This is a genomic window from Terriglobus roseus (assembly GCF_900102185.1).
Classification (GTDB): domain Bacteria; phylum Acidobacteriota; class Terriglobia; order Terriglobales; family Acidobacteriaceae; genus Terriglobus; species Terriglobus roseus_A.
Genome location: NZ_LT629690.1, coordinates 3,458,942 through 3,483,873 on the forward strand (window position 1 = coordinate 3,458,942; position 24,932 = coordinate 3,483,873).

Annotated in this window: 28 protein-coding genes; 16 read left to right on the forward strand and 12 right to left on the reverse strand. The window is 56.3% G+C overall.

All coding sequences use genetic code 11. The features are described from left to right. Window positions 1-63: 63 nt before the first annotated feature. Complete coding sequence (locus BLT38_RS14505; RefSeq protein ID WP_083345821.1) at window positions 64-1,053, reverse strand: AraC family transcriptional regulator; 990 nt, start codon at window positions 1,051-1,053, stop codon at window positions 64-66. 97 nt (window positions 1,054-1,150) lie between these two features. On the opposite strand from BLT38_RS14505, the gene BLT38_RS14510 reads away from it, so the two are divergent. The 7 genes from BLT38_RS14510 (at window position 1,151) to BLT38_RS14540 (ending at window position 7,960) form a co-directional block, all read left to right on the forward strand. Next, entirely contained in the window at window positions 1,151-2,041 is an 891-nt protein-coding gene (locus BLT38_RS14510) for an SDR family oxidoreductase (protein ID WP_083345822.1), read from the forward strand. Between the two features lie 220 nt (window positions 2,042-2,261). Beyond that, complete coding sequence (locus tag BLT38_RS14515; RefSeq protein WP_231966520.1) at window positions 2,262-2,828, forward strand: DUF305 domain-containing protein; 567 nt, start codon at window positions 2,262-2,264, stop codon at window positions 2,826-2,828. Beyond that, entirely contained in the window at window positions 2,825-4,828 is a 2,004-nt protein-coding gene (locus BLT38_RS14520; protein ID WP_197674889.1) for an LVIVD repeat-containing protein, read from the forward strand. The genes BLT38_RS14515 and BLT38_RS14520 overlap by 4 nt, the downstream gene beginning before the upstream one ends. 102 nt (window positions 4,829-4,930) lie before the next feature. Next, window positions 4,931-5,548 carry a hypothetical protein gene (locus tag BLT38_RS14525; RefSeq protein ID WP_083345823.1) on the forward strand — a complete coding sequence of 206 codons (618 nt, stop codon included), beginning with the start codon at window positions 4,931-4,933 and terminating at the stop codon, window positions 5,546-5,548. Then, window positions 5,541-5,915: a transcriptional regulator gene (locus BLT38_RS14530; RefSeq protein ID WP_083345824.1), complete on the forward strand. Its 375-nt coding sequence runs from the start codon at window positions 5,541-5,543 to the stop codon at window positions 5,913-5,915. Before BLT38_RS14525 ends, BLT38_RS14530 begins: the two co-directional genes overlap by 8 nt. Before the next feature lie 54 nt (window positions 5,916-5,969). Continuing rightward, window positions 5,970-7,376, forward strand: coding sequence for a cell envelope integrity protein CreD (gene creD, locus BLT38_RS14535; protein ID WP_083345825.1), 1,407 nt, complete (start codon window positions 5,970-5,972; stop codon window positions 7,374-7,376). Then, window positions 7,373-7,960: a hypothetical protein gene (locus BLT38_RS14540; RefSeq protein ID WP_231966523.1), complete on the forward strand. Its 588-nt coding sequence runs from the start codon at window positions 7,373-7,375 to the stop codon at window positions 7,958-7,960. The genes creD and BLT38_RS14540 overlap by 4 nt, the downstream gene beginning before the upstream one ends. Here the strand turns inward: BLT38_RS14540 and BLT38_RS14545 are convergent. From BLT38_RS14545 to BLT38_RS14555, 3 genes are read right to left on the reverse strand one after another with little or no spacing between them, the layout of a single operon-like run. Beyond that, entirely contained in the window at window positions 7,927-8,649 is a 723-nt protein-coding gene (locus BLT38_RS14545; protein ID WP_083345826.1) for a hypothetical protein, read from the reverse strand. The two genes, BLT38_RS14540 and BLT38_RS14545, sit on opposite strands and share 34 nt — an antisense overlap. Further along, window positions 8,649-9,308, reverse strand: a complete 660-nt coding sequence (locus tag BLT38_RS14550) for a hypothetical protein (protein ID WP_083345827.1) — start codon at window positions 9,306-9,308, stop codon at window positions 8,649-8,651. The genes BLT38_RS14545 and BLT38_RS14550 overlap by 1 nt, the downstream gene beginning before the upstream one ends. Then, window positions 9,305-9,865, reverse strand: coding sequence for an RNA polymerase sigma factor (locus tag BLT38_RS14555; protein ID WP_231966525.1), 561 nt, complete (start codon window positions 9,863-9,865; stop codon window positions 9,305-9,307). The genes BLT38_RS14550 and BLT38_RS14555 overlap by 4 nt, the downstream gene beginning before the upstream one ends. Window positions 9,866-9,999: 134 nt before the next feature. On the opposite strand from BLT38_RS14555, the gene BLT38_RS14560 reads away from it, so the two are divergent. Continuing rightward, complete coding sequence (locus BLT38_RS14560; protein WP_083345828.1) at window positions 10,000-11,400, forward strand: hypothetical protein; 1,401 nt, start codon at window positions 10,000-10,002, stop codon at window positions 11,398-11,400. A gap of 103 nt (window positions 11,401-11,503) precedes the next feature. Here BLT38_RS14560 and BLT38_RS14565 read toward each other — a convergent pair whose 3' ends face one another. From BLT38_RS14565 to rpsD, 3 genes are all read right to left on the reverse strand, one after another. Then, window positions 11,504-12,022: a hypothetical protein gene (locus BLT38_RS14565; RefSeq protein ID WP_231966526.1), complete on the reverse strand. Its 519-nt coding sequence runs from the start codon at window positions 12,020-12,022 to the stop codon at window positions 11,504-11,506. Between the two features lie 192 nt (window positions 12,023-12,214). After that, a complete protein-coding gene (locus tag BLT38_RS20545) occupies window positions 12,215-12,439 on the reverse strand; it encodes a hypothetical protein (protein ID WP_156785143.1) in 225 nt (74 codons plus the stop codon). A gap of 52 nt (window positions 12,440-12,491) precedes the next feature. Then, window positions 12,492-13,115, reverse strand: coding sequence for a 30S ribosomal protein S4 (gene rpsD / locus BLT38_RS14570; protein WP_083345829.1), 624 nt, complete (start codon window positions 13,113-13,115; stop codon window positions 12,492-12,494). A 255-nt stretch (window positions 13,116-13,370) separates the two neighbouring features. Between rpsD and BLT38_RS14575 the strand changes: the two genes are divergently transcribed. Further along, window positions 13,371-14,480, forward strand: coding sequence for a hypothetical protein (locus BLT38_RS14575; RefSeq protein WP_083345830.1), 1,110 nt, complete (start codon window positions 13,371-13,373; stop codon window positions 14,478-14,480). Between the two features lie 19 nt (window positions 14,481-14,499). On the opposite strand, the gene BLT38_RS14580 is transcribed toward BLT38_RS14575, so the two are convergent. From BLT38_RS14580 to BLT38_RS14600, 5 genes are all read right to left on the reverse strand, one after another. Beyond that, on the reverse strand, window positions 14,500-15,366 hold the full coding sequence (locus BLT38_RS14580) for a hypothetical protein (RefSeq protein ID WP_083345831.1): 867 nt from the start codon (window positions 15,364-15,366) through the stop codon (window positions 14,500-14,502). A 6-nt stretch (window positions 15,367-15,372) separates the two neighbouring features. After that, window positions 15,373-16,596, reverse strand: a complete 1,224-nt coding sequence (locus BLT38_RS14585; RefSeq protein WP_083345832.1) for an alpha/beta hydrolase family protein — start codon at window positions 16,594-16,596, stop codon at window positions 15,373-15,375. A 191-nt stretch (window positions 16,597-16,787) separates the two neighbouring features. Beyond that, window positions 16,788-17,828, reverse strand: coding sequence for a phosphate acyltransferase PlsX (gene plsX, locus BLT38_RS14590; protein ID WP_083345833.1), 1,041 nt, complete (start codon window positions 17,826-17,828; stop codon window positions 16,788-16,790). 27 nt (window positions 17,829-17,855) lie between these two features. Further along, window positions 17,856-18,041 carry a 50S ribosomal protein L32 gene (gene rpmF, locus BLT38_RS14595; RefSeq protein ID WP_083345834.1) on the reverse strand — a complete coding sequence of 62 codons (186 nt, stop codon included), beginning with the start codon at window positions 18,039-18,041 and terminating at the stop codon, window positions 17,856-17,858. A gap of 121 nt (window positions 18,042-18,162) precedes the next feature. Beyond that, window positions 18,163-18,723: a YceD family protein gene (locus BLT38_RS14600; protein ID WP_231966528.1), complete on the reverse strand. Its 561-nt coding sequence runs from the start codon at window positions 18,721-18,723 to the stop codon at window positions 18,163-18,165. Window positions 18,724-19,674: 951 nt separating this feature from the next. Between BLT38_RS14600 and BLT38_RS14610 the strand changes: the two genes are divergently transcribed. The 7 genes from BLT38_RS14610 to BLT38_RS14640 all read left to right on the forward strand — a co-directional run bounded on the left by BLT38_RS14610 (window position 19,675) and on the right by BLT38_RS14640 (window position 24,919). Further along, window positions 19,675-20,712 (forward strand): response regulator, encoded by a 1,038-nt coding sequence (locus BLT38_RS14610; protein ID WP_083345837.1) that lies wholly within the window; start codon window positions 19,675-19,677, stop codon window positions 20,710-20,712. A gap of 71 nt (window positions 20,713-20,783) precedes the next feature. After that, on the forward strand, window positions 20,784-21,302 hold the full coding sequence (locus BLT38_RS14615) for a molybdenum cofactor synthesis domain-containing protein (protein WP_083347117.1): 519 nt from the start codon (window positions 20,784-20,786) through the stop codon (window positions 21,300-21,302). A 3-nt stretch (window positions 21,303-21,305) separates the two neighbouring features. Further along, window positions 21,306-21,653, forward strand: a complete 348-nt coding sequence (locus BLT38_RS14620; RefSeq protein WP_083345838.1) for a cupin domain-containing protein — start codon at window positions 21,306-21,308, stop codon at window positions 21,651-21,653. Window positions 21,654-21,666: 13 nt separating this feature from the next. Then, on the forward strand, window positions 21,667-23,445 hold the full coding sequence (gene dnaG / locus BLT38_RS14625; protein ID WP_083345839.1) for a DNA primase: 1,779 nt from the start codon (window positions 21,667-21,669) through the stop codon (window positions 23,443-23,445). 38 nt (window positions 23,446-23,483) lie between these two features. Next, entirely contained in the window at window positions 23,484-23,915 is a 432-nt protein-coding gene (locus BLT38_RS14630) for a RidA family protein (protein WP_083345840.1), read from the forward strand. Between the two features lie 23 nt (window positions 23,916-23,938). Then, window positions 23,939-24,313, forward strand: a complete 375-nt coding sequence (locus BLT38_RS14635; RefSeq protein WP_172838287.1) for a RidA family protein — start codon at window positions 23,939-23,941, stop codon at window positions 24,311-24,313. An 18-nt stretch (window positions 24,314-24,331) separates the two neighbouring features. Then, a complete protein-coding gene (locus tag BLT38_RS14640) occupies window positions 24,332-24,919 on the forward strand; it encodes a histidine phosphatase family protein (protein WP_083345842.1) in 588 nt (195 codons plus the stop codon). Window positions 24,920-24,932 lie beyond the last annotated feature (13 nt).

The window sequence follows — 24,932 nt, forward strand, 5'->3', positions numbered from 1 at the left end:
AGAAGGAACAAAATTTCGCTAACGTACGAGAGGCGCGGGACAGAAGCGATCACCTAATCCAAATCAGGCGGCGGAAGGCCGTGCGTAACGCTTTGGAGAGCAGCCCATGACGCGCCGAAATGCCTTGCCGAACGCGCTTGGTGAGTCATAACCCAGCGAATGCGCGATGGCCGATAGGCCCTCAGCAGAATTTCTAAGGCGGTCAGCCGCTAACAACATCCGCCACCGAGTCAGATATTCCATGGGTGTAGCGCCTACGATTTCGCGGAAGCGATGAGCAAAGACAGAGCGAGACATACCTACGCGTTGCGCCAGCGAGTGCAACGTCCAGGGATGACCTGGATCGTTATGCATGCAGGCGATGGCGGCGCTCATGTGCCGGTCAGACAATGCGGAAAGCCATCCGGGAGCGACCTTGGCCGTATCCGCCAGATGCAGGCGCAGAGTCTGAATCAACATGGTGTAGGCCAGTTGCTCGGCAATCAAAGAAGTACCCGGCTGCGGGTTGCGCAACTCCTCGCGCATGCGTTCCAACGACCACCGCAGCGCAGCCTTATCCTGCTCACTGCGGATGTGCACAACCGGCGGCAGCGAGTGCAAAAGCATCTCAGCATGGCTACCAGTAAAGGCGAAGAAGCCACCTGCCATGTATCGTGCGCCATCGTTTAGGTGCGGCGTCTCGGCGCTTTTCTTCAGGCTTTCCAACGCCACGGTGTACGGAACGGGTTTTAGCGCGAGATCGCTTGTGAGCTGAAACGGGAGACCGCGCGGCAGGATGAAGCAATCGCCCACATTCATCTCAATGGGATGGGCAATGCCGTCCAACGTTAGCCAAAACTTGCCCGCCAGAACCGCGTAACACTTGATGCCCTGATGTTTCGGGAAAGAGATAGCGAGGTCGTCCGGGATAGCGAAGCCACCACAAGCAAGACTTCGTGGCTTGAGGAGCGAGAGAACTTCCGAAAGAGGATCGACCGCCTGACTGTGGCCGAAGACCGCAGCAGTTACGGGTTGCGTATCGGAGTCCTCGGTCTGGACGATCGGACTAATCATGCGGACTATCAGTATAGATCGTCCTGCATAACGATCCCATCTACTGATCGACGGCTGACGAAGACACCTTCGCAGCGTTCAAACGAGGAGATTGATCATGCGCATTTTTGTTACGGGAGCAACGGGATTCATTGGTTCCGCGCTTGTGCACGACCTGATTCAGGCAGGCCACCAAGTCGTAGGACTGACACGATCGGAAACCGGTGCCGAAGCTCTGAAAGCTGCTGGCGCCCAACCGCTTCATGGCAACATTGAAGACCTGGATAGCCTGCGCAAAGGAGCCGCTGACTCTGACGGCGTAATCCATCTTGCCTTTAACCATGACTTTTCGCGGTTTCAACAAAACTGCGATGATGACCGCCGGGTGATTGAAGCCATTGGCGAAGTGCTCGCTGGATCGGATCGCCCTTTTGTCGTCACCTCAGGAACGGCCATTGCCGCGAATGTAGACGGTAAGCCTTCTACCGAAGAGAGTCCATTGGCTTCGTGGAATCCGCGCGGTGCTTCCGAAGCTGCCGTCAGAGCGTTAACAGAACGTGGTTTGAACACATCTGTGGTGCGCCTGCCTCAGGTGCATGACACGCGCAGGCAGGGGCTGGTGCCGTATCTGCTGGCAGTCGCGCGGGAAAAGGGCGTGTCCGCTTACATTGGCGAAGGCAAAAACCGTTGGCCAGCAGCACACGTCACCTCCGTAGCAGAACTTTATCGACTAGCTTTTGAAAAAGCAGAGCCGGGTGCGATCTATCACGCGGTGGGTGAGGAAGGCATATCGATGAAGGAGATTGCAGAGGCGCATGCGCGCGGCTTGAAGATTCCTGCAGTCAGCATCCCACTAGAACAGGCACAGGAACACTTTGGCTGGCTGGCCCACTTCGCACCTCACGACATGCCTTCCTCCAGCGCTCTGACTCAGAAGAAACTGAACTGGAAACCAAGCGGACCCAGTCTGATTGCGGATCTGGACGCCATGGACTATTCGCAGGCCTAAATTCAGAGCCAACATGCGCACCGGTTTCCTTCTGCGGGACGCCGGTGCGCATTGCTTTTTCGGCGGAATCTGGCGGGAACCACGGGGATTTGCGATACGTATGAGTTGAGTAACGCCATTGGCAGCGTGGTAGTTTGTGTTTATTGCAATCGTGAAGAACTCCCCCATTTTCGTTTTATTACTCAGCACTGCGTTGTGCTCTGCGCAGCAAAAACCTAGCGTGGTGCAGCCAGGTGCTCCTGGGCAACCGTCGAAGCAGTTGCCTGCCGACACACATGGCACGCTGCCTGCGCCGTCGAAAGACGATATCGACTTCATGCAGGGCATGATCATGCATCACGGACAAGCAGTAGAGATGACAGAGCTGATTCCGTCGCACACTACGAATCCGAAGATCCAACTTCTGGGTGCGAAGATTCGTTCCTCGCAGACAGATGAAATGAATTTCATGAAGCGCTGGCTGATCGCGCGTGGACAACCAACGAGCATGGCAATGCCCGGTATGCCGGAGATGGACATGAATGGCCAACCCATGAAGTCCATGCCCGGTATGCTGACACCGCAACAGATGGATGCACTGAAACAAGCGCACGGAGCTGAGTTTGATCACCTGTTTCTGACCGGGATGATTCAGCACCACAACGGTGCGCTGGTGATGGTAAAAGACCTGTTTGCCTCTCCCGGAGCAGGGCAGGACGCCGATCTATTTAACTTCGCTACGGATGCGGACAACACGCAACGGGCGGAGATTCGCATTATGCAGGACATGTTGAAGGAGACCCGATGAACGCACGAATTTCACGCTGGGCATGCGCGGCACTTGCCGTTGCCATGCTTGGCCTTGCCCCCTTGCACTCCTTCGCGCAGGATGCAAAGTCTTCTGACGCGAAGTCCACTTCGAAAGCCCAGCCGAAGGACGAGCTGGACGAATTTGCAGCGCAGCCTGCACCGCCGCTTCCTGCGGGCATGACCGGTGCAAATGTGAATGACCCTCGCTTCAAGCTGAAGCCCGGCCTGTACGACGCAGGTGAAATTGCCATGGGCATGAAGCGGCTCACGTCGCTCAAGAAGCCCGATGCATTCCAGCTTGGTACTCGCGATCCAAACTCCGCGAAGACTACCGAAACGTTGAAGCAGGTCATCGCCGGCGATCCGTCCAAGATTCCCGCGCCACTGAAGCTCGTGCTGGCTGATCTTGGATTTGCGAACAGCGACTTCGCCTTTCAAGGTAAGTATCTGTTTCAGGGAAATTTCTATGGCGTAAGCATCTACGACATCAGCAATCCGGCGAGGACGTCGTTGGTGACGACGATGGTTTGCCCGGGTGGACAGGGCGACGTTTCCGTCTATGGCCATCTGATGTTGATGAGTGTCGAGATGCCGAACGGCCGCGTGGATTGCGGCACGCAGGGCTTCCCGCTGAACCCGCCGCTTCCGGAAGGCACCAAGCCCACGCGCGAAAACTCGATGCCTGCTGCATCGAAAGATCGCTTCCGCGGCGTGCGTGTGTTCGATATCTCTGACATCAAGAATCCGAAGCAGGTAGCTGCTGTACAGACCTGCCGCGGATCACACACGCACACGCTATTGGTTGATCCCAACGACAAGGACAACGTGTACGTCTATGTCTCTGGCACATCCTTCGTTCGTCAGGGCGAAGAACTTGCTGGCTGCAGCGGCGGCACTCCGGACAAGGATGAAAACACCGCGCTGTTCCGCATCGATGTAATCAAGGTGCCGGTTTCGCATCCACAAGATGCGGCGATTGTCAGCCACCCGCGCGTATTCATGGATGCTCGTACGGGCGCATTCAACGGCCTGAACAACGGCGGTAGCCACGAAGACAAGGACCCTGCGAAGAAGGCCGACACGAACCAGTGCCACGACATCACCGTCTATCCGCAGATCGGTTTGGCCGCAGGTGCATGCTCGGGCAATGGCTTGTTGCTGGATATTAAAGACCCCGTGAATCCAAAACGCGTGGATGCGGTAAACGATCCCAACTATGCGTACTGGCACTCGGCTTCGTTCTCGAATGATGGAACGAAGGTTGTCTTTACAGACGAATGGGGCGGTGGTCTGGGCGCGCGTTGCCGCCCGAACGATCCGCTGAAGTGGGGCGCGGATGCCATCTTCGCCATCAAGGACGACAAGCTTAATTTTGAAAACTATTACAAGCTTCCCGCTGCACAAGGCGACACAGAAAACTGCGTAGCACACAACGGTTCGCTCATCCCTGTTCCGGGACGCGATATCGAAGTGCAGGCGTGGTATCAGGGCGGCATTAGCATCATGGACTTTACCGATCCAATGAAGCCGTTTGAAATTGCATACTTCGATCGCGGTCCCATTGATCCGAAGATGCTGATCCTTGGCGGCGACTGGTCCGCGTATTGGTACAACGGCAACATCTACGGCAGCGAGATTTCGCGCGGTCTAGACGTGTTCGAACTTCTGCCGTCGAAGTTCCTGACGCAGAACGAAATCGAAGCGGCTAAGACCATCCATGTGAATGAGCTGAACGTGCAGGATCAACAGCGCATCGAGTGGCCCTCAAAGCTGATCGTTGCAAAGGCATATCTCGATCAGTTGGAGCGCTCGCAAGCACTGCCTTCTGCAAAGATTGCGTCGCTGCGCAAAGCCATCAACTCCGCCGAGAAGTCAAAGCTGGCCGCGAAGGATGTGGAGAAGCTGAAGGGTGAAGCTGCCGGTGTCTCCGGTGGCACAGGCGCAGATGCCAAGCGTATCGAAGCACTGACCGCCATCCTGAACAATCCCACGGTATAACTCATTGCTCTGCAACAGACGGCCTCTGCTTCGGTAGAGGCCGTTTCTTTTTGCTTGCAACATTTCTCAAGATTACTTTACATTGCAAAGCAGAGGGCAGCCATGACGGATCTTCGGCGGGCGCTGGGCGATATTCACGCGATACGAAAGCAGGTGGCAGACCGCACCGAGTTTCGTGGCTACGGCCCTGTTGCTGTTACCTGCACGGGGTTGTTCGCGGTGATCGCAGCAATTGCGCAGCCGTATCTGGTACCCGATCCATCGCACATGCCAGTGCGTTATCTCGCAGTATGGTTTGCGGCTGCAACGCTATCACTGGTGTTGTCTGCAATTACGGTATATACACGCAGCCGAAGGATGCACTCAGGACTGTCTGACGAAATGATTCGCATGGCCGCGCAACAGTTTGTTCCTTCGGTAGGCGCGGGATTATTGGTAACCCTGGTATTGGTGTTCGCAGTGCCTCAGGGTGTTTGGATGTTGCCCGGATTGTGGCAAGTGATCTTCAGCCTCGGAGTCTTTGCCTCCTGCCGTTCGCTGCCAAAGACAATGTTTGCGCCTGCATGCCTTTACCTGGGAACAGGTGTCGCCGCGATGGCCTTGGGCGATGCGCGCGCGCTATCGCCTTGGGTGATGGGTGTTCCCTTCGCGCTGGGACAGATGTTGATTGCAACGGTACTTCGCTTTGATGGTGCTGTAGAGGAGGATGTCGATGCCTGAACAGGAAGGGCGATTTGCCTATGAAGGATTGGATCGCCTGATTCATGAACGCGCGCGACTGAGCGTATTGACATCGCTGCTGACCCATCCCAAAGGGCTTACCTTTGTTGAGCTCAAAGCGATGTGTTCTCTAACAGATGGCAATCTGAGCCGCCACCTAAGCATCCTGGAACAGGATGGCATGGTGGTCATTGAAAAGGGGCACGAGAAGAACCGTCCACAAACACTGTGCCGAATCACTCCGCATGGAAAGAAGCGCTATCTGGAATATCTGGAGACCCTGGAGCAAGTGGTTCGTGACGCAGCAAAAGTAGCTGAAGGTACTAAGGTAAGTTCTCGCGGACGCATGCGTCCCATCGAAGCTTAAAAAAAATTGCATTGATACTTTACATTACAAAGTTCTTTATAGGAGGAAGTTCATATGGCATCTACATCCCCTGTTTCCCCGTTAAGCGCAGTGACAGGGCGTTTATTCAGCAACGTATCGATGGGACTGAAGCTCTTTGTGCTCACGGTGCTGACGCTCATCCTCAGCCTGTTTGCTATATGGATCAATGGCTTGGTGGAAGAGCGCACGGACCGCAAAGGCGATGTTGTGAAGGAAATCAGCAGCAGCGTAGGTGGCGCTCAAACACTGTTGGGGCCAACACTTCTCATACCGTATTCCATTCCTGCGGGAGAGAAGACGCCAGAGCAGCATGAGGTGTATTTCCTGTCTGCAACGGATGCCAACGCAACGGTGAAGATACAGACACAGGAGCGGCGGCGGTCATTGTTTCGTGTGCCGGTATTTCAAGCAGACGCCGAAATGCACGGCGTGTTTGACACAAGCCATGTAAACGCAAATCTGCCTCAAAACGCACAGATCGCATGGAAGGATGCAGAGATTGTCGTCGGCATGAGCGATGCTCGGGGCGCACAGTCAGATGCAGTGGCAGAGTTTGATGGAGCGGTACATACGCTTCAGCCATCGCATATCTGGCCACGCATGGCTCTCTCGTCTGAAAAGGATGGAAAATCCGTCGCGCTGTTCGGTACCGGTATCAGCAATGCAATGGAACACGGCGCGGTTACACCTGTGACCGTGAGGATGAGGCTGTCAGGTGCACAACATATCGCATTGCTGGCATACGGAAGATCGACACGCGTGACGCAAGTGGGCGACTGGCCTAGCCCTGGCTTTGATGGTTCCTTTGCGCCCGTATCGCGCGAAATAACACCACAAGGATTCCGCGCAACATGGAACATTCCCTTCATTGCGCGTGGTGTTGCAGCAGAAGGTATCGCGGGAAACATCAGCGGACTAGACGGCACTGCAATGGGAGTTTCACTTGTAGAAGTCGCCGATCCCTATCAATCCGTAACGCGAGCGCTGAAATATGCACCACTATTTCTCGGCGTCATCTTTCTTTCCTACTTTGTGTTTGAAGCAACAACAGGAAGACGCGTGCATGTGGCGCAGTACGTTCTGGTAGGTGTGGCACAGTTGATCTTCTATCTACTGTTGCTCTCTTTCGCAGAACACATCGGATTCAGCGGAGGATTTGCACTGGGTGGCGGAGCAACAGTGTTGCTGCTGGCTTTGAATGCAGGATGGATATTCGAGTCACGAGTACAGACACTGCGCGCACTCGGTGTCTTCGGCACGCTATATTCCATGATCTATCTATTGCTGAGGCTGGAGGATAATGCGCTGATGGTGGGTGCGATTGGCAGCTTCCTCACCGTGGCAGCAGCGATGTATTTCACGCGCAACATGGACTGGTTTGGCAAGGTGAAGTCATTGGGAGATACCGAACCCCGGGTATTGCGTGTGGGTGAGTTGTGATTGCAGTCATGGAGGGCTTCCGTGGCAGTACAACTACCGCTAAGCTGGTTGCGACTGCCATGGAAGAACAACTGCTGAAACGAATTCGTGTATGGCTAACCGTGTTTATTGTCGGCCTGATCCTAAGTGGCGTCACAGCGTTTCCGCTGGAAACAGAATTGGGGGTGCTTGTAGCGGCGCTGCGCCAGCCGTCGGTCTTGTCGATGGCACAGGGAACACATCTGCTTCCCTGGGTAGAACACGTCTATGCGGCGCTGCGCACGACGAACGCTAACTATCCATTCCTCGCATACGGTACAGATTGGCTCGCATTCGGCCACCTGGTGATTGCCGTAGCCTTCATCGGTCCTTGGATCGATCCAGTCCGAAACAAATGGTTCGTCACATTTGGATTGATTGCGTGCGCTGGCGTGATTCCTTTGGCGATCTTCGCTGGCGCTGTGAGGGGTATCCCATTCGGTTGGCGACTAATTGATTGCTCCTTCGGTGTGTTTGGATCTATCCCGCTGCTGCTCGTGCAGCGGGATATCCAATCTCTTGAAGCGATGGGCTATTTCACAACTTCAACCAGTGCATCCACTTGAAGTTGACGCGGGCTGCCAATGACATCGATGTTGCCAAGATGTTGTGGTTTGTTGAGGGTGAGATTTACGACACCGTTGATCATGCTTTGCCGGATAAGTGGGTCTTCCGCGAGAACGCTGGTTTTTTCCTGCGCGATGGCGGAACGCTCCACTTTGCTCTGAAGACGAACTCCATCCGAGCCATAGGGGGTGACAGTCGCTTCGAAGCTAAAGCCTACGTCGAGGTATGTGGTCTGCTTGCTGACACCGCCTGTGTCCTTGTCTAAGGAACCGGTCATCACGGGGACTTTGTCACCTTCTTTTAGCTGCATACGTTGCGAAGGCGCTAGCACCATGCTGTATTGCTGCGCACCAATGCGTTTCCCACTGTCGGTCTCCGTAAAGATGTAGGTGAGGCGATAGAGCGGGGCTGGTACGTCAAGCATGTGCAGCAGTTCTACGATTTGCTCGTTCTGCTCTGGCGTGCCGCCAACGACGATCTGACTCTGACTGGGAACGAGAAATATCTTCACGGTTGGTGCGCAGACATTACGGATGGCGGTGAGAATCTCATTCTGCTCTGATTGCGATGTGGCGTAGTGGAGTTGGTAATTGTGAATGGGATAGGTCTGTTGCGCATTGGATTGCGCATGGGACTGCACGAGAGCCATAGGCATTGTGATGGTCAGTGCGAGGGCGGACAGTTTCATTAGTTTGCTCCGGAAATTTGTGGGTGTTCCATCGGCTGCACGTAGATGGGCTGGCCATCGAGAGACGTTGCCGCAAAATAATCGTGATAAGCCTGCGCGTCTTCATGTAGCTGGCGTGCACGCGCGTCAGGTGTGTATTCGGAGAGTTGCTGCGCAGTGTTATGGCGCATCATGCGGATGACCAGACGCTCTTGTTGGGTCAGCGGCAAGGGCGGTTCGGGGATGTATTCGTGTGTCTGAATGGCGACTTCAACACGCTGAGGCTGCAAGATCTCTTCACGATTTTGTGCATTCTTTGGGCGTGGCGGCAGTGCTTGCTTCATGGGTGAAGGCATCGGTGTCATTGCCATCGTTACAGTGTCTGGCTGTGGTGATAGCTCATTCGATTGAGCGATCTTGCGAGGGCCGCTCTGCTGCATGGAGGTCGATTGCAGATGTGACCGCACAGCAATACCAATCGTAAGTACGACGACGCAGGCTGCTGCCCATGACAGACGTGGTAGCAGAGAGACCAGCAGGCTCTTCGCTACGCTTCGTTCTGATTGGGGACTCGTCAGCACGTTATAAATGCGGGCTTCGTAGCCTTGCGGTGATTCTGTGGTGCGAAGCGCATGCAGGACGTCTTCGATGGCCCGGTCGTGTTGGTCTTGGTGCGTCATGCGTTTCTCCTTGTCTGCCATCGGCGTTCTACGCGTTCGCGGAGGCGCGTGCGAGCACGAAAGAGCAGCGCGCGCACAGCGGACTCCGACTTTTGCAACACATCCGCAATCTCGGCGGTTCCCATTTCATCGACAGCATTGAGCAGAAGCACGTGCCGCTCTGCCTTTGGCAGCCGTTCCATCTCTTCCAACACCGCGCGCAGATGCGCTGACTGTGCAAGAGCCTTATCCGCTGGCACCGTGGCAGATGCAAGCGCCTCGGCAAAAGCATCGTCCATCTGCGACGGTCGAATACGCCGCCTGCGATCCAGCGCCAGGTTCCATGCAATGCGCACTAGCCACACGCGCATGTCGCGGATTTCATGCAGCGTGTGATGATGCTGCAACACACGCACGAACGTTTCCTGCACCACATCTTCCGCTTCTGCGCGATTACGCAGCGCGGCATGAGCCACGCGAAACAGCAACGTGCCGTATTGCGGCACCAGAGCAGCAACCACATCCGCCGCACCGGCGTGCGTCGTCTGCTGTGTGCTGTCCGTTACTGCCAAGGTCAAACGGTACCCTTCCGCGGAGATCATCATGGCTCTCTAACGGTACAGACGGAAGAGTTCGCTTGGCGCTCGATATTTTTTGTCAGGCGCGATTTTGCTGCTGCAAGCAGTCCGCCCATTCAAGCAGAATGCGGAGCATGAACAAGAACGCAGAAGAGCATCAACACTGGCGGAGTTGGGTACTGCCCATGGTAGTGGGCTTCCTTTCCGCGTGGCTGGTGGTGGCATTCGTGTCCGTACCTGCGGCACATTCGCTCACGTGGCCAAAGCTGTTTTCACGATCGGCGTGGTTGATGGCTCTGGCGGCGGGATGCGCTCTGGCGATGATCTGGGGCCTCTGCCGCGTCTTTCGTCAGGAACTAGGCAGCCCAACAGCGTCACTGAGAGCGTATGCGTGGAGCGCGGCGATCTGGCTTCCTCTGCTAACGCTGGTGTGGAACGAACACGACGTGTGGCTAATGCTGGCACCGTTACCGATCGCCGCAATCCTGACGCATTACTCTCGCCGCCAACATCTAGCCGTGACTGCAGCGGAGCAGGATGAGACTCCGTTGATACCAGTCCACGAATTGTTCGATTCTCTGCGTAAACTTCGGCGCACACCACCGACGCGCGAGGCCATGTTGTTGGCCGCACTGGTCCTGAGCACGATTGCAGCAGTCGCAGGCGGGCTCGAAACGACAGCAATTTCGCTGATGATTGTGCTGACGACCGCAACGGTGTGGTACTTCACCACGCTCGCCCCTGCAAATGTGCGCGTTACAGGAACGATTGGCACACGCAGTCGCCGCGCTGCCGTGCTTCCCTGCTTCCTGCTGACCTGCCTCGCTCTGACACCGTTTCTGCGGATGGGACTTGGCTCTTCCAAAGTCAGCTCAGTTGTACTTGCAGGAGTAAGACAAACCATACAGCCACCACGCATACAAAGCGTGTTCTTCGGCTATCGGGGCATCGTGTTGCTGGCGCCGCCAATGCCAAAGCAAAAGCTGGTAAACATCACACCGAAGACCATCGCTGCGATGTCGCAAACCATGCATCCCACTCAACCTTTGGTGATCGCGTTTGATGGTGCCTATCGCTACTTTGAGGTGTACCCAGTTCCCGGCGCTACCGGCATCCGTACGCAGCGCGGCGATCCGCTGAAAGCCAACGTACATTCTGCAGACCAATCGCCGCTGACAATGGAAGCGGTACAGCCGCTGGCAAATCGCGTGGATGCAGCCTGTTGCTCTGCAATGCATGTGGCTCTGACCAATGCAGACAATCGCTTAGGACGTGTAGATGTGGAATTGATTCTGCGTAACCGGATGGCGAACGGACAGACAGTAGAACGCTCTCTGGGACGCATGCCCGTTGCTTCCAGCCTGCAGAGTCCTATTTCAATCTATCGGCCTGCAGTGCGCGAAGACCTGCGCTTCTCTATGAAGAACGCGAACGATATGGCCTTCAATGAAGTCGTTGTGAAGTTCCACCTTGCTGCGCAACGCAGTCTTTCCGGCGCAAAGATGCAGCTCCGCCAATTCGAACTAGTTCCATAAACGGAGTTATGCGTGGAACGGTACTTGGAGGATGAAAAGCAGCATTCACCAAAAGGTGAATGCTGCTTGGAGTGCATGGGATTTATCCCAACGAATGACAAGACTACGGCTGCGCAAGCGGAATCGCTACAGCGACCTGCACATCAATGAGCAGTTGTGCTTTACGCTCTATCTGCTCGTAGAGAGCGGCTTTCTTAGCCGGCAGAACTTTACGAAATGCGGGTTGATACTGGAGCCGCAGTGATGTCACTGCCGAATCCAGCTTCAACAAACGCGTAGTCCAATCGTCAGCCTGCGCGTCGGTGATCGTGTCGTAACCCTCTGCGTATTCCTTGATCAGTTGGTATTTGTCATTGTTAACGTTCACAAGGTCGGCAGTGTATTTATCGTAGACTGGCCAGAAAGCTTGCGCCTCCGCATCCGTTAGTGGCACATTCGCCGCAATCAGCTGTTTCTTCTGCGATCGAATATCTTTCCGCAACAGATCAATATCCTTATCCGTCGAGCTCTGAGAGCTTTGATTTGCAGATGTCTGTGCTTGGCTGCCCTGTGCAATCGCTGGAGTGCGGGCGAGCAACATCGCACAGCCAAATGCCAACACTGTAAGTAAGGGTTTCTTCATTGCGCATCTCCTGACTCACTCTCACCCGACTAGCAGTTTGAGGGAACTGTCAGGTTTGGCAGGTGCGCCGACCGGAAGCCGGGCATCCAGATGGCCGGAGATATGGCTTAAAAGAATTGTTCTGGCGGGAAGATGCGAAAGAGGCGGGACGGAGTCTCTCACGTAAGCAAGAGACTCCGGCGGGAGCTGCGGCTAGTGTAGGACGCGGGCGGAAGCTGGGAGCGGTGGAAAGCCGCCTTCCAATAGGAGCTGCTGCGCAGCGTCCTGGCACATGGTGAGCATGGCATGGAATGCTTCCGGCGCGAGGCGAAGGGTAACTCCGCCTACAGAGAGGTGAAGCGTGCCACAACCGCAGAGGGAGACGCCGCCGAGGCCTTCGCGTTCGGCAAGAAGATGATTGCGTACGGGAATGCACATGAGCTGGTGTTCTCCTGTTCTGCTGCGATTGTGAAAGGTTGAGGGGAAAGGTTTAGACGCCGCGCTGCGCGTAATACTCAGCCACCTGTTTGGTGTTCAGCTCAAACGGAACATGATGCGATCCCGGCATGCTGAGCACGCGACCGTGCGTATTGGTATCAGGCGTGGCGAACTGGAGATAGCTGGGCAGATCCAACCGCGGATTGGTGCGCGCAGGCTCTGTCATGTTTCCGGCAGCGTATTCAGTCAGGCGAACGAAATCGCCCACCCGAACCACAATGCTGCCAATGTTGACGGCTCTGCCGTTCAGCAGAACATGGCCGTGTGCCACAAGCTGGCGGGCAGCGGCAATGCTGCGGGCAAAGCCTAAACGGAAGACGACATTGTCCAGTCGGCGTTCCAGCAGGCTGAGCAACTGCTCAATCCAGTTGCCGCTGTTGCTGCCCCGCCGCGCCTCGCGAACAAAGCGGCGAAGTTGCTCCTCGCGCAGGCCGTAGTGGAACATCACCTTCTGCTTCTCGCGAAGCTGAAGGGCAAATTCCGACGGTTTGCCCTTGCGGCTGGCCCCGTGTTGTCCGGGGGGATAGTTCCGTTTTTCCAGAGCGCCAGGCTTGCCGAGACCGGGTAGCTCGATACCTAAGGCGCGTTGAATCTTAAACTTGGTTTTATGGCTCATGCTGTTTGCACTCCTTCCGAAGAGTCTGGAAAGAGCAACGCCCCTCAACGCTGCTTCGAAAAGAAGACTAATCTAGTCCTAGATGGCATCAAGACGAGAATTCAGCGAACGGTAGAAATTAAGACCTGAACAGTCTTATATAGCTTCTGAGGAGCAGACGGCATGGCTTGCGTTTATCTCGGGTGGTAATTCATCGGCGTGTTACAGTGAAGCACCACACACCGGGTTCCCAATCTTCAGATTCGAACAACTGCCATGCGACTCTTGTTGACGCCGTGCCTGTTCGCCTGTTTGATCGTCCTTCCGTCCGCTGCCGGCGCTGATCACAAAGCGGACACACCCACCACTGACTGGAATCGATTTACAGCTGCAAGCTATCTCGATGCTCGGGAAAGCTGGTGGCTCACCTGGCCCAAAAGCCAGCGAGACCACGCTACCGCATGCGTCTCCTGCCATACTGCTGTCCCGTATGCTCTGGCTCGTCCCGCATTGCGAGAGCCGCTGCATGAATCAGGCCCATCGACCACCGAACAGACCATGCTGAACTACGTGGTGCGACGCGTCACGCTGTGGAACGAAGTCGAACCCTTCTACAACGACGCGAAGTCTGGTCCACGCAAAACGCCGGAGTCGCGCGGCACAGAAGCCGTGTTGAACGCGCTGATCCTCACCCGCTACGATGCACCGCAGGGCCATCTTCGCGCCATCACCCGCGATGCACTGGCCAACATGTGGAAGATGCAACTGACTACCGGTCCTCAGGCTGGCGCATTCGACTGGCTGAACTTCCACAATTCGCCTTGGGAGGCGGACGAATCACAGTACTGGGGAGCAACGCTCGCTGCCATCGCCATAGGTCAGGCTCCTGACGACTACCGCAATGATCCGAGCATTCAACCGCAACTGGAGCAACTTCGCAGCTATCTCAGGCACAACTACGCCACGCAGCCACTGATGAACCGCGTTGTTCTGCTATGGGCATCGGGTCGTATCCACGGCCTTCTGACGCCACAGGAAAAACGCACACTATTGACCGAAATTGCAGCGCAACAGTCACCCGATGGCGGATGGAGCATGGCAAAACTCGGCAAATTTCAGCGCCGGGACAACACGTCCGTCCCCACGGTCAGCGACGGCTACGCCACCGGCCTCACGATCTATGCACTGGAGCAGTCCGGATCTTCACCTCAGTCGACGTTGGTCAAAACCGGTCTGCAATGGCTTCGCAAAAACCAGGACGCGAAAGGCGATTGGACTGCCGAATCTCTCAATAAGAAACGCGATCCAGAGAGTGACGCGGGCCGCTTCATGACGGACGCCGCCACTAGCTACGCTGTACTCGCATTGGAAGGCCGCGGTAACTGAGACAGCAAACCGAGATGAACTACCGCTGCTTCCACTGGAAGCCCACCAGTGAGATTCCACCGGTGACCATGACGTCGTAGGGACGGTAAGCGCCGATGCCCGCACCCACCATGACCGAGCCATTCAGTGAACCGCCACGTGTCTTGCGCAGTCCACGGCCGACGCTGGCAGTGATGGACGAGGGCGTGTGATTGTGGTTCGCCTGGTCGATCCCCAGATTGAGATCTGCCGTCATCCACCAGCGCAGACTACGCGGACTGGCGCTCATGTATAGGTCAAGGTCAGATCGATTCACGTCTGGACGTGAGGCAGGCCCGGCGAAGGAAACTTTCTGCTGGAAGAACTGGGCAAGAAGGAAGTGTGGTCCCCAGAAATGCGAGACGGCCACGCTGGGCGTCACAAGCCATTTACCTTTGCCAACGCTGTCGTCCTGCGAGGTTGGCGCGCCAAGAGTCGTTGTCAGCAGAACGCCGTTGTGGCGTGTGAGCCAGGGAATCCATTGGCCACTGACTGAAATATCGCCAAGAACGATTGGTGGTTTTCCAGTGGTAGAAGTTACCGCTGCGGGCGATGCGAACGGATGCGAGGGGGACTCGGCTATGGACGCGGAATCGCTTGTCGTTGCGAATGGGATGGAGATGCCCAGACTATTAGCAGCATGACGAAAGGGCTCGGTGTAACTGAGCGTCGTGGTGTTGGTATTGCTGGCAGCATGGATGCCATCCCACTCGTTGCTGATGGAAAGCGAACGGAAGAGAAATGTGGGATTGGTCGCAGCCGCGGGAGCCGTCGCAACGGACTCCCGCGCTTTATTTTGTGCGAGCGTGCTCGCGGACATTACAACAGCAAGCAAGGCGCAAGTGAGGGTGCGTGGCTGGAACTTCATTGCGACTTACTTGGCCAGCGAGTCGAACCACACCTTCCACTGTGGCACCGCCGTGGCATACGTTCCGCGATGCGACGTATCGCCGGTGGAGATTGCTTCCACCTTCGTATTGCCCGCACCAATGGCGCGCTGATAGGTCATCGCCATCTTGCCGATACCAGGCGTAATGGCCTCGTCCGTCTCGCCGTAGTAGTTGCGTACGGGACTCTTAATGATCCAGCGATAGGTCTGCGCCTGAGCCACGATGCGACCGTAAGCTGAGTTGGCAAAGAACTGTGGATCAAAATATTCATCGCGGATGAGCTTGTGGACGTCGGTAGGAACCTTAGTCGCATCGAAGGGTGTGCGCTCATAAGCACTGCGGCTCAGTTCGTAATACTCATCCTTCAACAAGGAGTGAGCGAGGCCGGGAACGCCGTAGTAGTTCTCATAAGAAAAGGACGACAGGATGAAAAGCGTCGTGACCCAATCGGCATCATTTTTGCGCGGAAAATCGAGGAAGCCGCTCAATGTTGCGTAGACATCTACAGGTGCGCTAGCAGTAGCCGCAGCAGTCACAGTGACACCCGCGCTCTCCAGCTTTTCTAGGAATGCCATAGTCACAAACCCGCCTTGCGACCAGCCACCGATGAAGAGTTTTGGTGATGCAATCTTCATCTGCGCAAGAACAGCGCGCGCAGCCATCAACATGTCATAGGTGGCCTGTTGATGGCTTCCCTTCACCATGTATCCCTCGTGTTCCTTCGAGTCACCCATGCCGAAGTAATCCGCGCCGATGACGATGTATCCCTGCCCACCAAACTGCGCCAACGCAAGCTGCGTCTCAGGCGACTGTTCCGGATACGATGGCACCTGCTGCTTTCCATACACAGTGCCGTGTTGGTAAGACATCATCGGATAGCTCGAAGCCCCCGTATCAGGAATAGCGAGCAAGCCGCTGGCGACGATAGGCTTGTTACCGCGCTCGGGAATCACAGACGAGTAGGTCACGCGATACAACTTCACCGCATTCACTGCGGGCGTGTACGTAACGTTCACGCCGAAAAACTTTGGCGCATCCTGCTTCAGCACCTGATTCAACTTCGCAACGTCCCACCGCCCCAGAAACTGGTAGCTGACTCCCGAAGACACCTGCACTATGCCCGTTTCCTGCGCAGTGATCTTCGGTGTGTGCAGCAACAGTCCGCTCAAAAAGACGAGCGACAGGATAAGAGAAATCCAGCGAGACATGGCAGCTCCAGAAAACGAGGGAATGCGGCACAAAACACGCAGCTTGTGTGAACAAGATGTGCGGGATGCTGTCAGTATATTGGCGGGATAGACCTAAAATGGCAGGGCTTACGACGTTCGGTTGCGCTGTGTCCTACAGCGAACAAACGAAGTTACAGCGCTTACAAATTCGCTGTTGACTCTTGATGGGATCAGGCTTCGACAGCAGCCGTGCCATTCGCCGCAGCCAATGCTGCTTCAATGTGGCGGCTAACATCCGCTTGAGCGAACTGACTGGCTACCCGGATAGCGTTCAGGATGGCTGTCTCGTTCGACGATCCATGCCCGATGATGCATGCGCCGCGCACGCCCAGAAGCGGCGCTCCACCGTACTCCGAATAATCGAGACGGCGTTTGAAGTTCTTGAATGCCTTGCGCGAGAGCAGCGCGCCCACCTGAGAAGTGATCGTCGCTTTCAGTGTCTGCTTCAGGCTTTCGGAAACCAGCTTGGCGATGCCTTCCGTGGTCTTCAACGCAACATTGCCTACGAAGCCATCGCAGGCAACGACATCGCAGCGACCGTTAAACAGATCGCGACCTTCCACATTGCCCAGGAACTGGTAAACCACATTGCGGGCATTCAATTCACGAAGCAGCGGAAGGGTTTCGCGGGTAAGCGCGTTGCCCTTGGAGTCTTCTTCGCCAATGGATAGCAAACCAATGCGCGGCTTGGGGATGCCAAGCACATTCTGCGCATAAATCTGCCCCATCAGGGCGAACTGAACGATGTTGTGGGGATCGCTATCGACGTTGGCGCCGGAATCGAGCATGACGCAGGGCGACCCCGTCTGCGTGGGCAGAATGGTCGCCAGTGCGGGGCGATCGACGCCTTGCAGAGTGCCCAACACCATCTTGGCCGTAGCCATGGCAGCGCCGGTATTACCAGCAGTCACAAAGCCGCGAGCCTTGCCCTCACGGACCAGCTTCAGGCCAACACGCATGCTGCTGTCCCGCTTTTGGCGGACAGCCTGTGCGGCCTTGTCATCCATGCTGATCCACTCCGAGGCATGCACCACCTCAATGGGCAAACGTTCGCCCATCAGATGTTGCTTCAGCGCTGGTGCGATCCGGTCTTCCGGCCCAACCAGGTGAATACGTACCGGGTAATGGCGGCATGCGGCAATAGCACCGCGGATTTCCGGCTCAGGCCCCTTTTCGGAGCCCATTGCGTCAAGGACTATGTCTGTCAGCATCCAGATGAGATACGAATCAGGTGGAGCTTAAGCTTCCTTGGTCGCGGCTACAGCAGCCCGACCACGATATTCGCCGCACTTGGGGCATGCGTGGTGAGGCAGCTTGCGCTCGCCGCAGTTGGGGCAGTTGCCCGAGTTAGGGGCGGTCAAAAAGTCATGCGAGCGGCGCTTGGCCGTACGCTGCTTGGAATGGCGACGCTTTGGATTAGGCATCGGTATTACCTTTCAATACGCAAAATCAGCACAATCGCCCCCGTTCACGCACGTTTCTTACGCGTGTTCGGAAGCGTTCGTTACAAACTGGTGCAACCTCGCAGTGCCAACGTTCAGCACGTCACTCGCCGGACAACTTACCTTCACCAAAGCCCTGAAGCGCACCCCAACGTGGATCCACAATTTGCTCTCCACAGTTGCAGGTTGTCTCGTTCAGGTTCGCTCCGCAGTGCGGGCAAAGTCCCTTGCAATCCTCCCGGCAGAGCGAGCGTTCGGGCAGGGATAGCAGCACCTGCTCGCGCACCGCGTCTTCCAGCAGAAGGCCGCTTGTTTCATAATACCCGATTTCTGTCTCCGCTTCACTGATACTGCGTTCGCCGGGATCAGAATCCGCACCCGCTGGTCGAAAAACCAGGTCGAAGGTCTGCTCTACGTGTTGCTGAATCGGCTCAAGACAACGACCGCACAGTAATTCAAAGTCGCCTGCAAGATGGGCACGCAGACGAATGTCTTCCACAATCTCGCGGGGTCCGCGATATTCTTCGAGACGCTCTGCTGTACCCTTCACGGCAAGCGGGCCAATCTGGCGGACGTCGTGCGCATAGTCGACGGAACCAGGCTCTAGGCGCAGGTCCAGTGTCATTGGGTCGGGAACGAGGTCGGCTGGGGTAATACGAGTCACAGTCCTATTATCCTCCACAATCCAATCCTGCAAAGGGACCCCACAATTCCATCCGCCGGAAAGCGGAATTCACAGATATTCCAAATTTGGTATACGCAAAAACCATAACCAGACCATTTCTGCGAATTTCCGGTAAAAAACGGAAATTACCGGTTTGGCACACAACCTGCTCTAACGAAAGGCGGGAAGAGCGTGCGGATAGGTGCTGCTGGCAAAGCTGGTAGCCCAATGCACCAAGACCACCGGCCCGGCGATGCAGACCGCGCCAGATTCGAGACCTAAAGAGGTCCGAACTGAGCAGACGGCGCCCCGGCCACCGGCAGCAAGACCCTTTAGGAGGCCAGTGATGGCCATTAAGATCGACGAAACGGCCACCCAGAGTGGCCGTTTTCCGTTGGAGGAATTTTAACTGCACTAAAAATAGTGCAGATGACACTTGCATACCGTCGCTGATACGCGTAGAGTGGTGTTGCCTGATGAACCGGCTGAGCATGGCCCACGCATTTCGCCTGGGTAGCCGCTCGCTGAAGATCGCAGGCAGGAACGAAATCATTTAGACACTGAAAGTGAATTCTCTCCGTCCGGCCCGGATTTCGTGTGCCGAGGACAGAGAGCAGAAGATAAGGCGCAGAGAACCGCTCGGCACCACATCCTTTATTTCGTTTGTGTGCCAACCGTCTCCGGCGACCTTCAGATGCAAGCCGAAATACCAAACGCTGTCGCGATGCAGCGGCATGCACAGGCAACGAACTGCACAAGGATTCCGGGACGAAACAGGCAAAGATGTTGCCCTTCTCCCGCAGGATTTCGAGTTAACGCTTGAGACGCATTTCCCTTCTGAACGCATCCCGTGTCTGCCGGCTAAACCGGCACCCGTAACGAAGGCGGCTAAGAACCGCCAGAAGAGTCCTGTGCGCAACAAACACAGGACCTGAGACAGAAAGAAGAAGCATGAACGCAGAGCAACTGAACTTCCCCGAGCCCAATGTTGCCGTTGTGGCTCCGACGTCTTCCTCACCAGCCGGCGAGGAGGGCGCATCGAATGGCGCTCCTGGTGGAGCTGCTGGAAAGAGCCGCCGCCGTCGCCGCAAGCGCAAGAACCGCCCCGCCGGTGCAAATGGCGAAGCAGGTACAGCGCCTCAGGCAGCCGCCAGTGCAGAGGGTGGCGAAGCCGCTGCTCCTGCGCAGAACACCAACCAGCAGCAGCCCCGCCAGAACAATGGCCAGCAGCAGGGTCAAGGCCAGGGTCAGGGCAAGCGCTGGAAAAAGAAGAAGCACGGTGGACGTGGAGATGGTCAGCCCCGCCCCGAGCCGGGCAACAGCCTGCAGGGCAGCAACTCTGGCATGGGCAATCGCGGCCGCAACCGCAAACAGCAGCAGCGCGGACCGCGCTCGTTCGTGGGTCCCATGGACCACAGCTACCGCGAGGTAAACGGCAACTTTGCCGATACCCCGGCCAGCACCATTGAGATCCATGGCAACCACCGGTCGCGGCAGAATAACCATCGCAACCACCACTTCAACGAAGACCGACTGCCGCCCGAACTGATGCACAATCAGCGCGCTGTGGCCATCCCGGAAGATGCGCCCACGCACATCTACTTCTTCATTGAAGACCTGTTCTTCACCGCGAAGATTCAGGAGACGGCACGTCTGCAGGGTGTGAAGGTCGCGTTCATGAAGCCGGAAAAGGACATCGTGGCACATCTGGCGGAACTGCCAGAGCACGATCATCCGTCGCTGATTGTGTTCGATCTGAACAACGCCAACGCGAAGCCGCTGACGCTGATTCCGAAACTGAAAGCCAAGTTGAAGAAGGGCACCTCGATCATTGGCTTCCTCTCGCACCTGCAGGGCGACCTGAAGGCCAAGGCAATGGAAGCGGGTTGCCACTCTGTGATGCCGCGTGCGGCTTTCTCGCAGAACCTGCCGAACCTGCTGCGCCGCTATGGTGTGGAAGACGAGCACGAGCCAAACTTCAACATGTAAGCAAGACAACGAAGTACGCGAAGGGCATCCAGAAAAGGATGCCCTTCGTTCTTTCCGAAGAAACGAAATCTATGCCTGAAACTATCTTTCAACCGATACGCATCGCTGTTCTAACCATCAGTGATACGCGCACCGCCTCCGACGATCGATCGGGCGATGCGCTGATACAACGGCTGACGGATGTAGGCCATCTGCTGGCAACACGCAGCGTGGTGCAGGACGAAATCGCCAGTATTCAAGCCCGTTTGCGCGTATGGATAGCAGACGCAGAGATCGACGTGATCCTCTGTGTTGGCGGCACCGGCATCACCGGACGCGACATAACTCCAGAAGCCCTACGTCCTCTTTTCGACAAGGAGTTACCCGGATTCGGTGAGTTATTCCGCATGCTCTCCTATCAAAAGATAGGAACGGCGGCGATGTTATCGCGTGCTCTGGGAGGAGTTAGTGGCGGTAAATTGTTGTTCGCTCTTCCCGGCTCAACCAACGCCGTACTTCAGGCATGGGATGAGATACTTGTCCACCAGTTTGATCGTCGCACACGCCCCGGAAATCTTGTGGCACTGATGCCTCGCCTGAAGGAGAAGTAAGGTATGCCTACGCGCATCGTCGATACCAGCAACGCAGAACATTACACATGGGGCATCGACTGCGATGGATGGCATCTGGTCAAAGGCGAAGAACTCAGCGTGATCGAAGAACGCATGCCTCCGGGACGCAGCGAGGAGCGGCACTCCCACACGAAGTCACGGCAGTTTTTCTTTGTTCTCGAAGGCGAGCTGACGATGGAAGTAGAGCACCATGACTTCGTCATCAGAGCCGGCAAAGGGGTGGAAGTCCATCCCGGCCAGGCGCATCAAGCCATCAACCGCAGCCAGGCCGATGTACGCATGCTCGTCATCAGCCAGCCGCCCAGCCATGGCGACCGCACGCCAGCGTAACCTGTAAGCAGCAGTGGCCGACGACTTCAAAGAACAGGTAAAAACCGCCACCGACATCGTCAAGGTGATCGGTGAATACGTGCGCCTGCGAAAAAGCGGCGCGCAGAACTTCAGCGGCCTTTGCCCCTTTCATCAGGAGAAGTCACCGTCATTCAGCGTGAATGCGGCGCATGGATACTTTTACTGTTTCGGCTGTCATGCCAAAGGCGACGTGTTCACCTTTGTGCAGAAGATTGAGAACATCTCGTTTCCTGAAGCTGTTCGCACCGTTGCGCAGAAGATGGGCATTCCACTACCGAAGCGTGAATGGAACTCGCCAGAAGAGGCAGCTCAAGCTGGCTTGCGGCGACAACTCACCGATATCCACGAAGCTGCGACACAGTATTTCCAGCAGGCCCTGCAATCTACGGAAGCAGCGCGTGCGCGCGAATATCTCTCCAGCCGCGCGGTCAGTGCGGACTCCATTGCGATGTTCCGCATTGGATATGCGCCCGACGATTTCAACCACATGCGCGAAGCGCTTTCCAAGCACTTCAATGACGAGGTGATGCGCTCTAGCGGCCTGTTCTCTTCGCGCGAGCAGAGTGATGAAGGCAGACCCGTCGGTCCGCTGTATGCGCGCTTCCGCAAGCGAATCACCTTCCCCATCTGCAACGAAGCTGGCAAGACCATCGCCTTTACAGCACGCGCTCTAGACAGTGATGAAAAGAGCGGGCCTAAGTACCTGAATTCGCCCGAAACGCCGCTGTATACGAAGGGTCATGTTCTCTTCAATTTGGACAAAGCCAAAGCCGCGATTCGTTCGCAGGATTATGCGCTTCTCGTCGAAGGACAGATGGACTGCATCCGCGTGTTCACTTCCGGTTTGCAACCGGTTATTGCGACTAGCGGAACTGCATTCACAGAGCATCAGGTGCGCTTGTTGTCACGATTCACCAAGCGCGTCGTCGTCAACTTCGACCCCGATACCGCAGGCGCAAACGCTGCCGAGAAATCGTTAGCTTTGTTAACCGAAGCAGAGTTCGAGGTCCGCATCATGACGCTCGAAGGCGGCCTTGATCCGGATCGCTATGTTCTGGAAAACGGCATCGCGGCCTATGCCGAAGCATTGCGCAATGCGAAGCCGCACGCAGACTATCTGATTGATCGCGCACGCACGCTGTTCCCTCAGCGCACTGCCGAAGCCAAAGTAAAAGCGGTGAACTTCCTGTTGCCGCATGTGCGTCGTTTGCCCTCTGCGATTCAGCGCACACAGTTTGTCGATGACGCTGCACAGAAACTCGGCATCGACTCCTCCCTGATGCGGCAGGAGTTGCAACATGCCGCAACGCATCGCTTGGAAAGCGTCCGCAGCACCTCTGCGATGCAGTTGTCTGAAACAGAACGCATACTGTTGCGTGCACTGGTGCAGCCTGAGACAGATCGCGCACGCCAACGCGCCGCAAGCGAGCTCACCGCGCATCCTGAATGGCTCGATGGTCTTGCCGCAGCCGAATTGATCGAAGCGCTTGCAGGTGCTCCGCTGACAGATAACCCGCTGGAATCAGCACCGGATGATCGCAGCCGCGAGATGCTCGCACGCCTGCTGCATGAAGACGCGATCGGTGATCCCGCGATGCTCGCCAACGAAGTCGGCAACACGCTGCACACGCTGGAGCGCCGCCGCCTCGAACGCCGCAAAAGCGAACTAAAAATCCTCATCGCAGAAGCCGTACGCCGCGACGACGCCGACATGGTGACGCAGTTGCAGATGGAAGCCGTGGAAGTGAACCGCGCACTGCGCATGCTGTAACGAACAAAGCATCCCTCGTTTCTGTTCAGGAGGAAGATATGGCGATCACGCGTCGATCCTTTGCCACACGCGCACTCGCGCTTGCATCCATCCCCGGGGTAGATGCCGCACCGCGCAAACGCATTCATCGCATGGGACCAGCCACGTCCGCGGTCTATTCGCCCGCAGTGCAATGGGGCAGCCTGCTGTTTCTCTCCGGAAAAGGCTCAGGCACTGCACCCGATCCTGCGGACATTCGTAGCTGTACGAATCATGTTCTCGATGCCTTTGCAAAAGAGCTCGCCAATGCAGGCTCGTCGATGGAGAACGTATTGAAGATCACCGTCTATCTGCAACGCCCAGAGGACGTGCCTGCGATGAACGAAGTCTTTGCTCAGCACTTTCCGAAAGACCCGCCTGCACGCACCACCATCATCACACGCACACCTCATCCCACACTGGTTGAAATGGATTTGATCGCCGGCATCTGACCGCATGCGAGAGAATGAGAGACATGAGTACCGAAGAAGCAAAGTATCTTGCCATTAATCCGAACCATCCCAACGCGGGTATTTATTCGCCTGCGGTTGTCTTCGGCAATGTGGTGTATCTCTCGGCAAAGACTTCGTGGATTGCTCCAGAGCCGGACGACATCCGCGCCGCAACAGCCTATCTCCTGGATCAGGTGGAAAAAGAACTTCTCAATGCCGGTTCGTCCATGCACAAGGTGTTGAAGGTCATTGTGTACCTGCGTGACATGAACGATTACGTCGACATGAACGAGGTTTACACCGGACGTTTCGGCAAGAACGCGCCCGCACGTACCACCATTGAATCTAAGCTGCCCAGAAACAGCATTGTGGGTTTTGATGTAACGGCTTATCTCTAACCGCATCCAAAGAGTGCAATGACAGAACAGAAGAAAAAGCAGGCGGAGCTGTGGCTCTTTCGTCACGGTGAAACAGAGTGGTCACTGAACGGCAAGCACACCAGCTACACCGATTTGCCACTGACCGAGCATGGACGCGAGCAGGCAACAGCGCTTGCCCCGGTGATTGCGAAGACACAGTTTGACCTGGTGCTGACCAGCCCGCGGCAACGCGCGCGCGACACCGCAGCGCTCGCTGGATTGGGTAATCGCGCCGAAGTCGAGCCGAATCTGCAGGAATGGAACTACGGCGTGTACGAAGGCAAGAGCACGCCTGAGATTCAAGCAGCCGAACCGGGATGGAGCGTCTGGGACAGTCCCATTACGGGCGGCGAATCCATCGATCAGGTGGCTGCGCGTGCGCAGCAGGTGATTGATCGCTGCCTGCAGCATGGAGGCCGATGCGCGTTGTTCGCCCATGCGCACATCTTCCGCATTTTGGCGGCAGTATGGGCTGAACAACCGGGCGTCTTCGGGCAGCGGCTTGCGTTGTCCACTGCTACTGTCAGCGTTTTGGGATGGGAGCACGGCACCCGCGTCATCACACGCTGGAATGCCGCTCCCTGATTGTGTTCGCGCA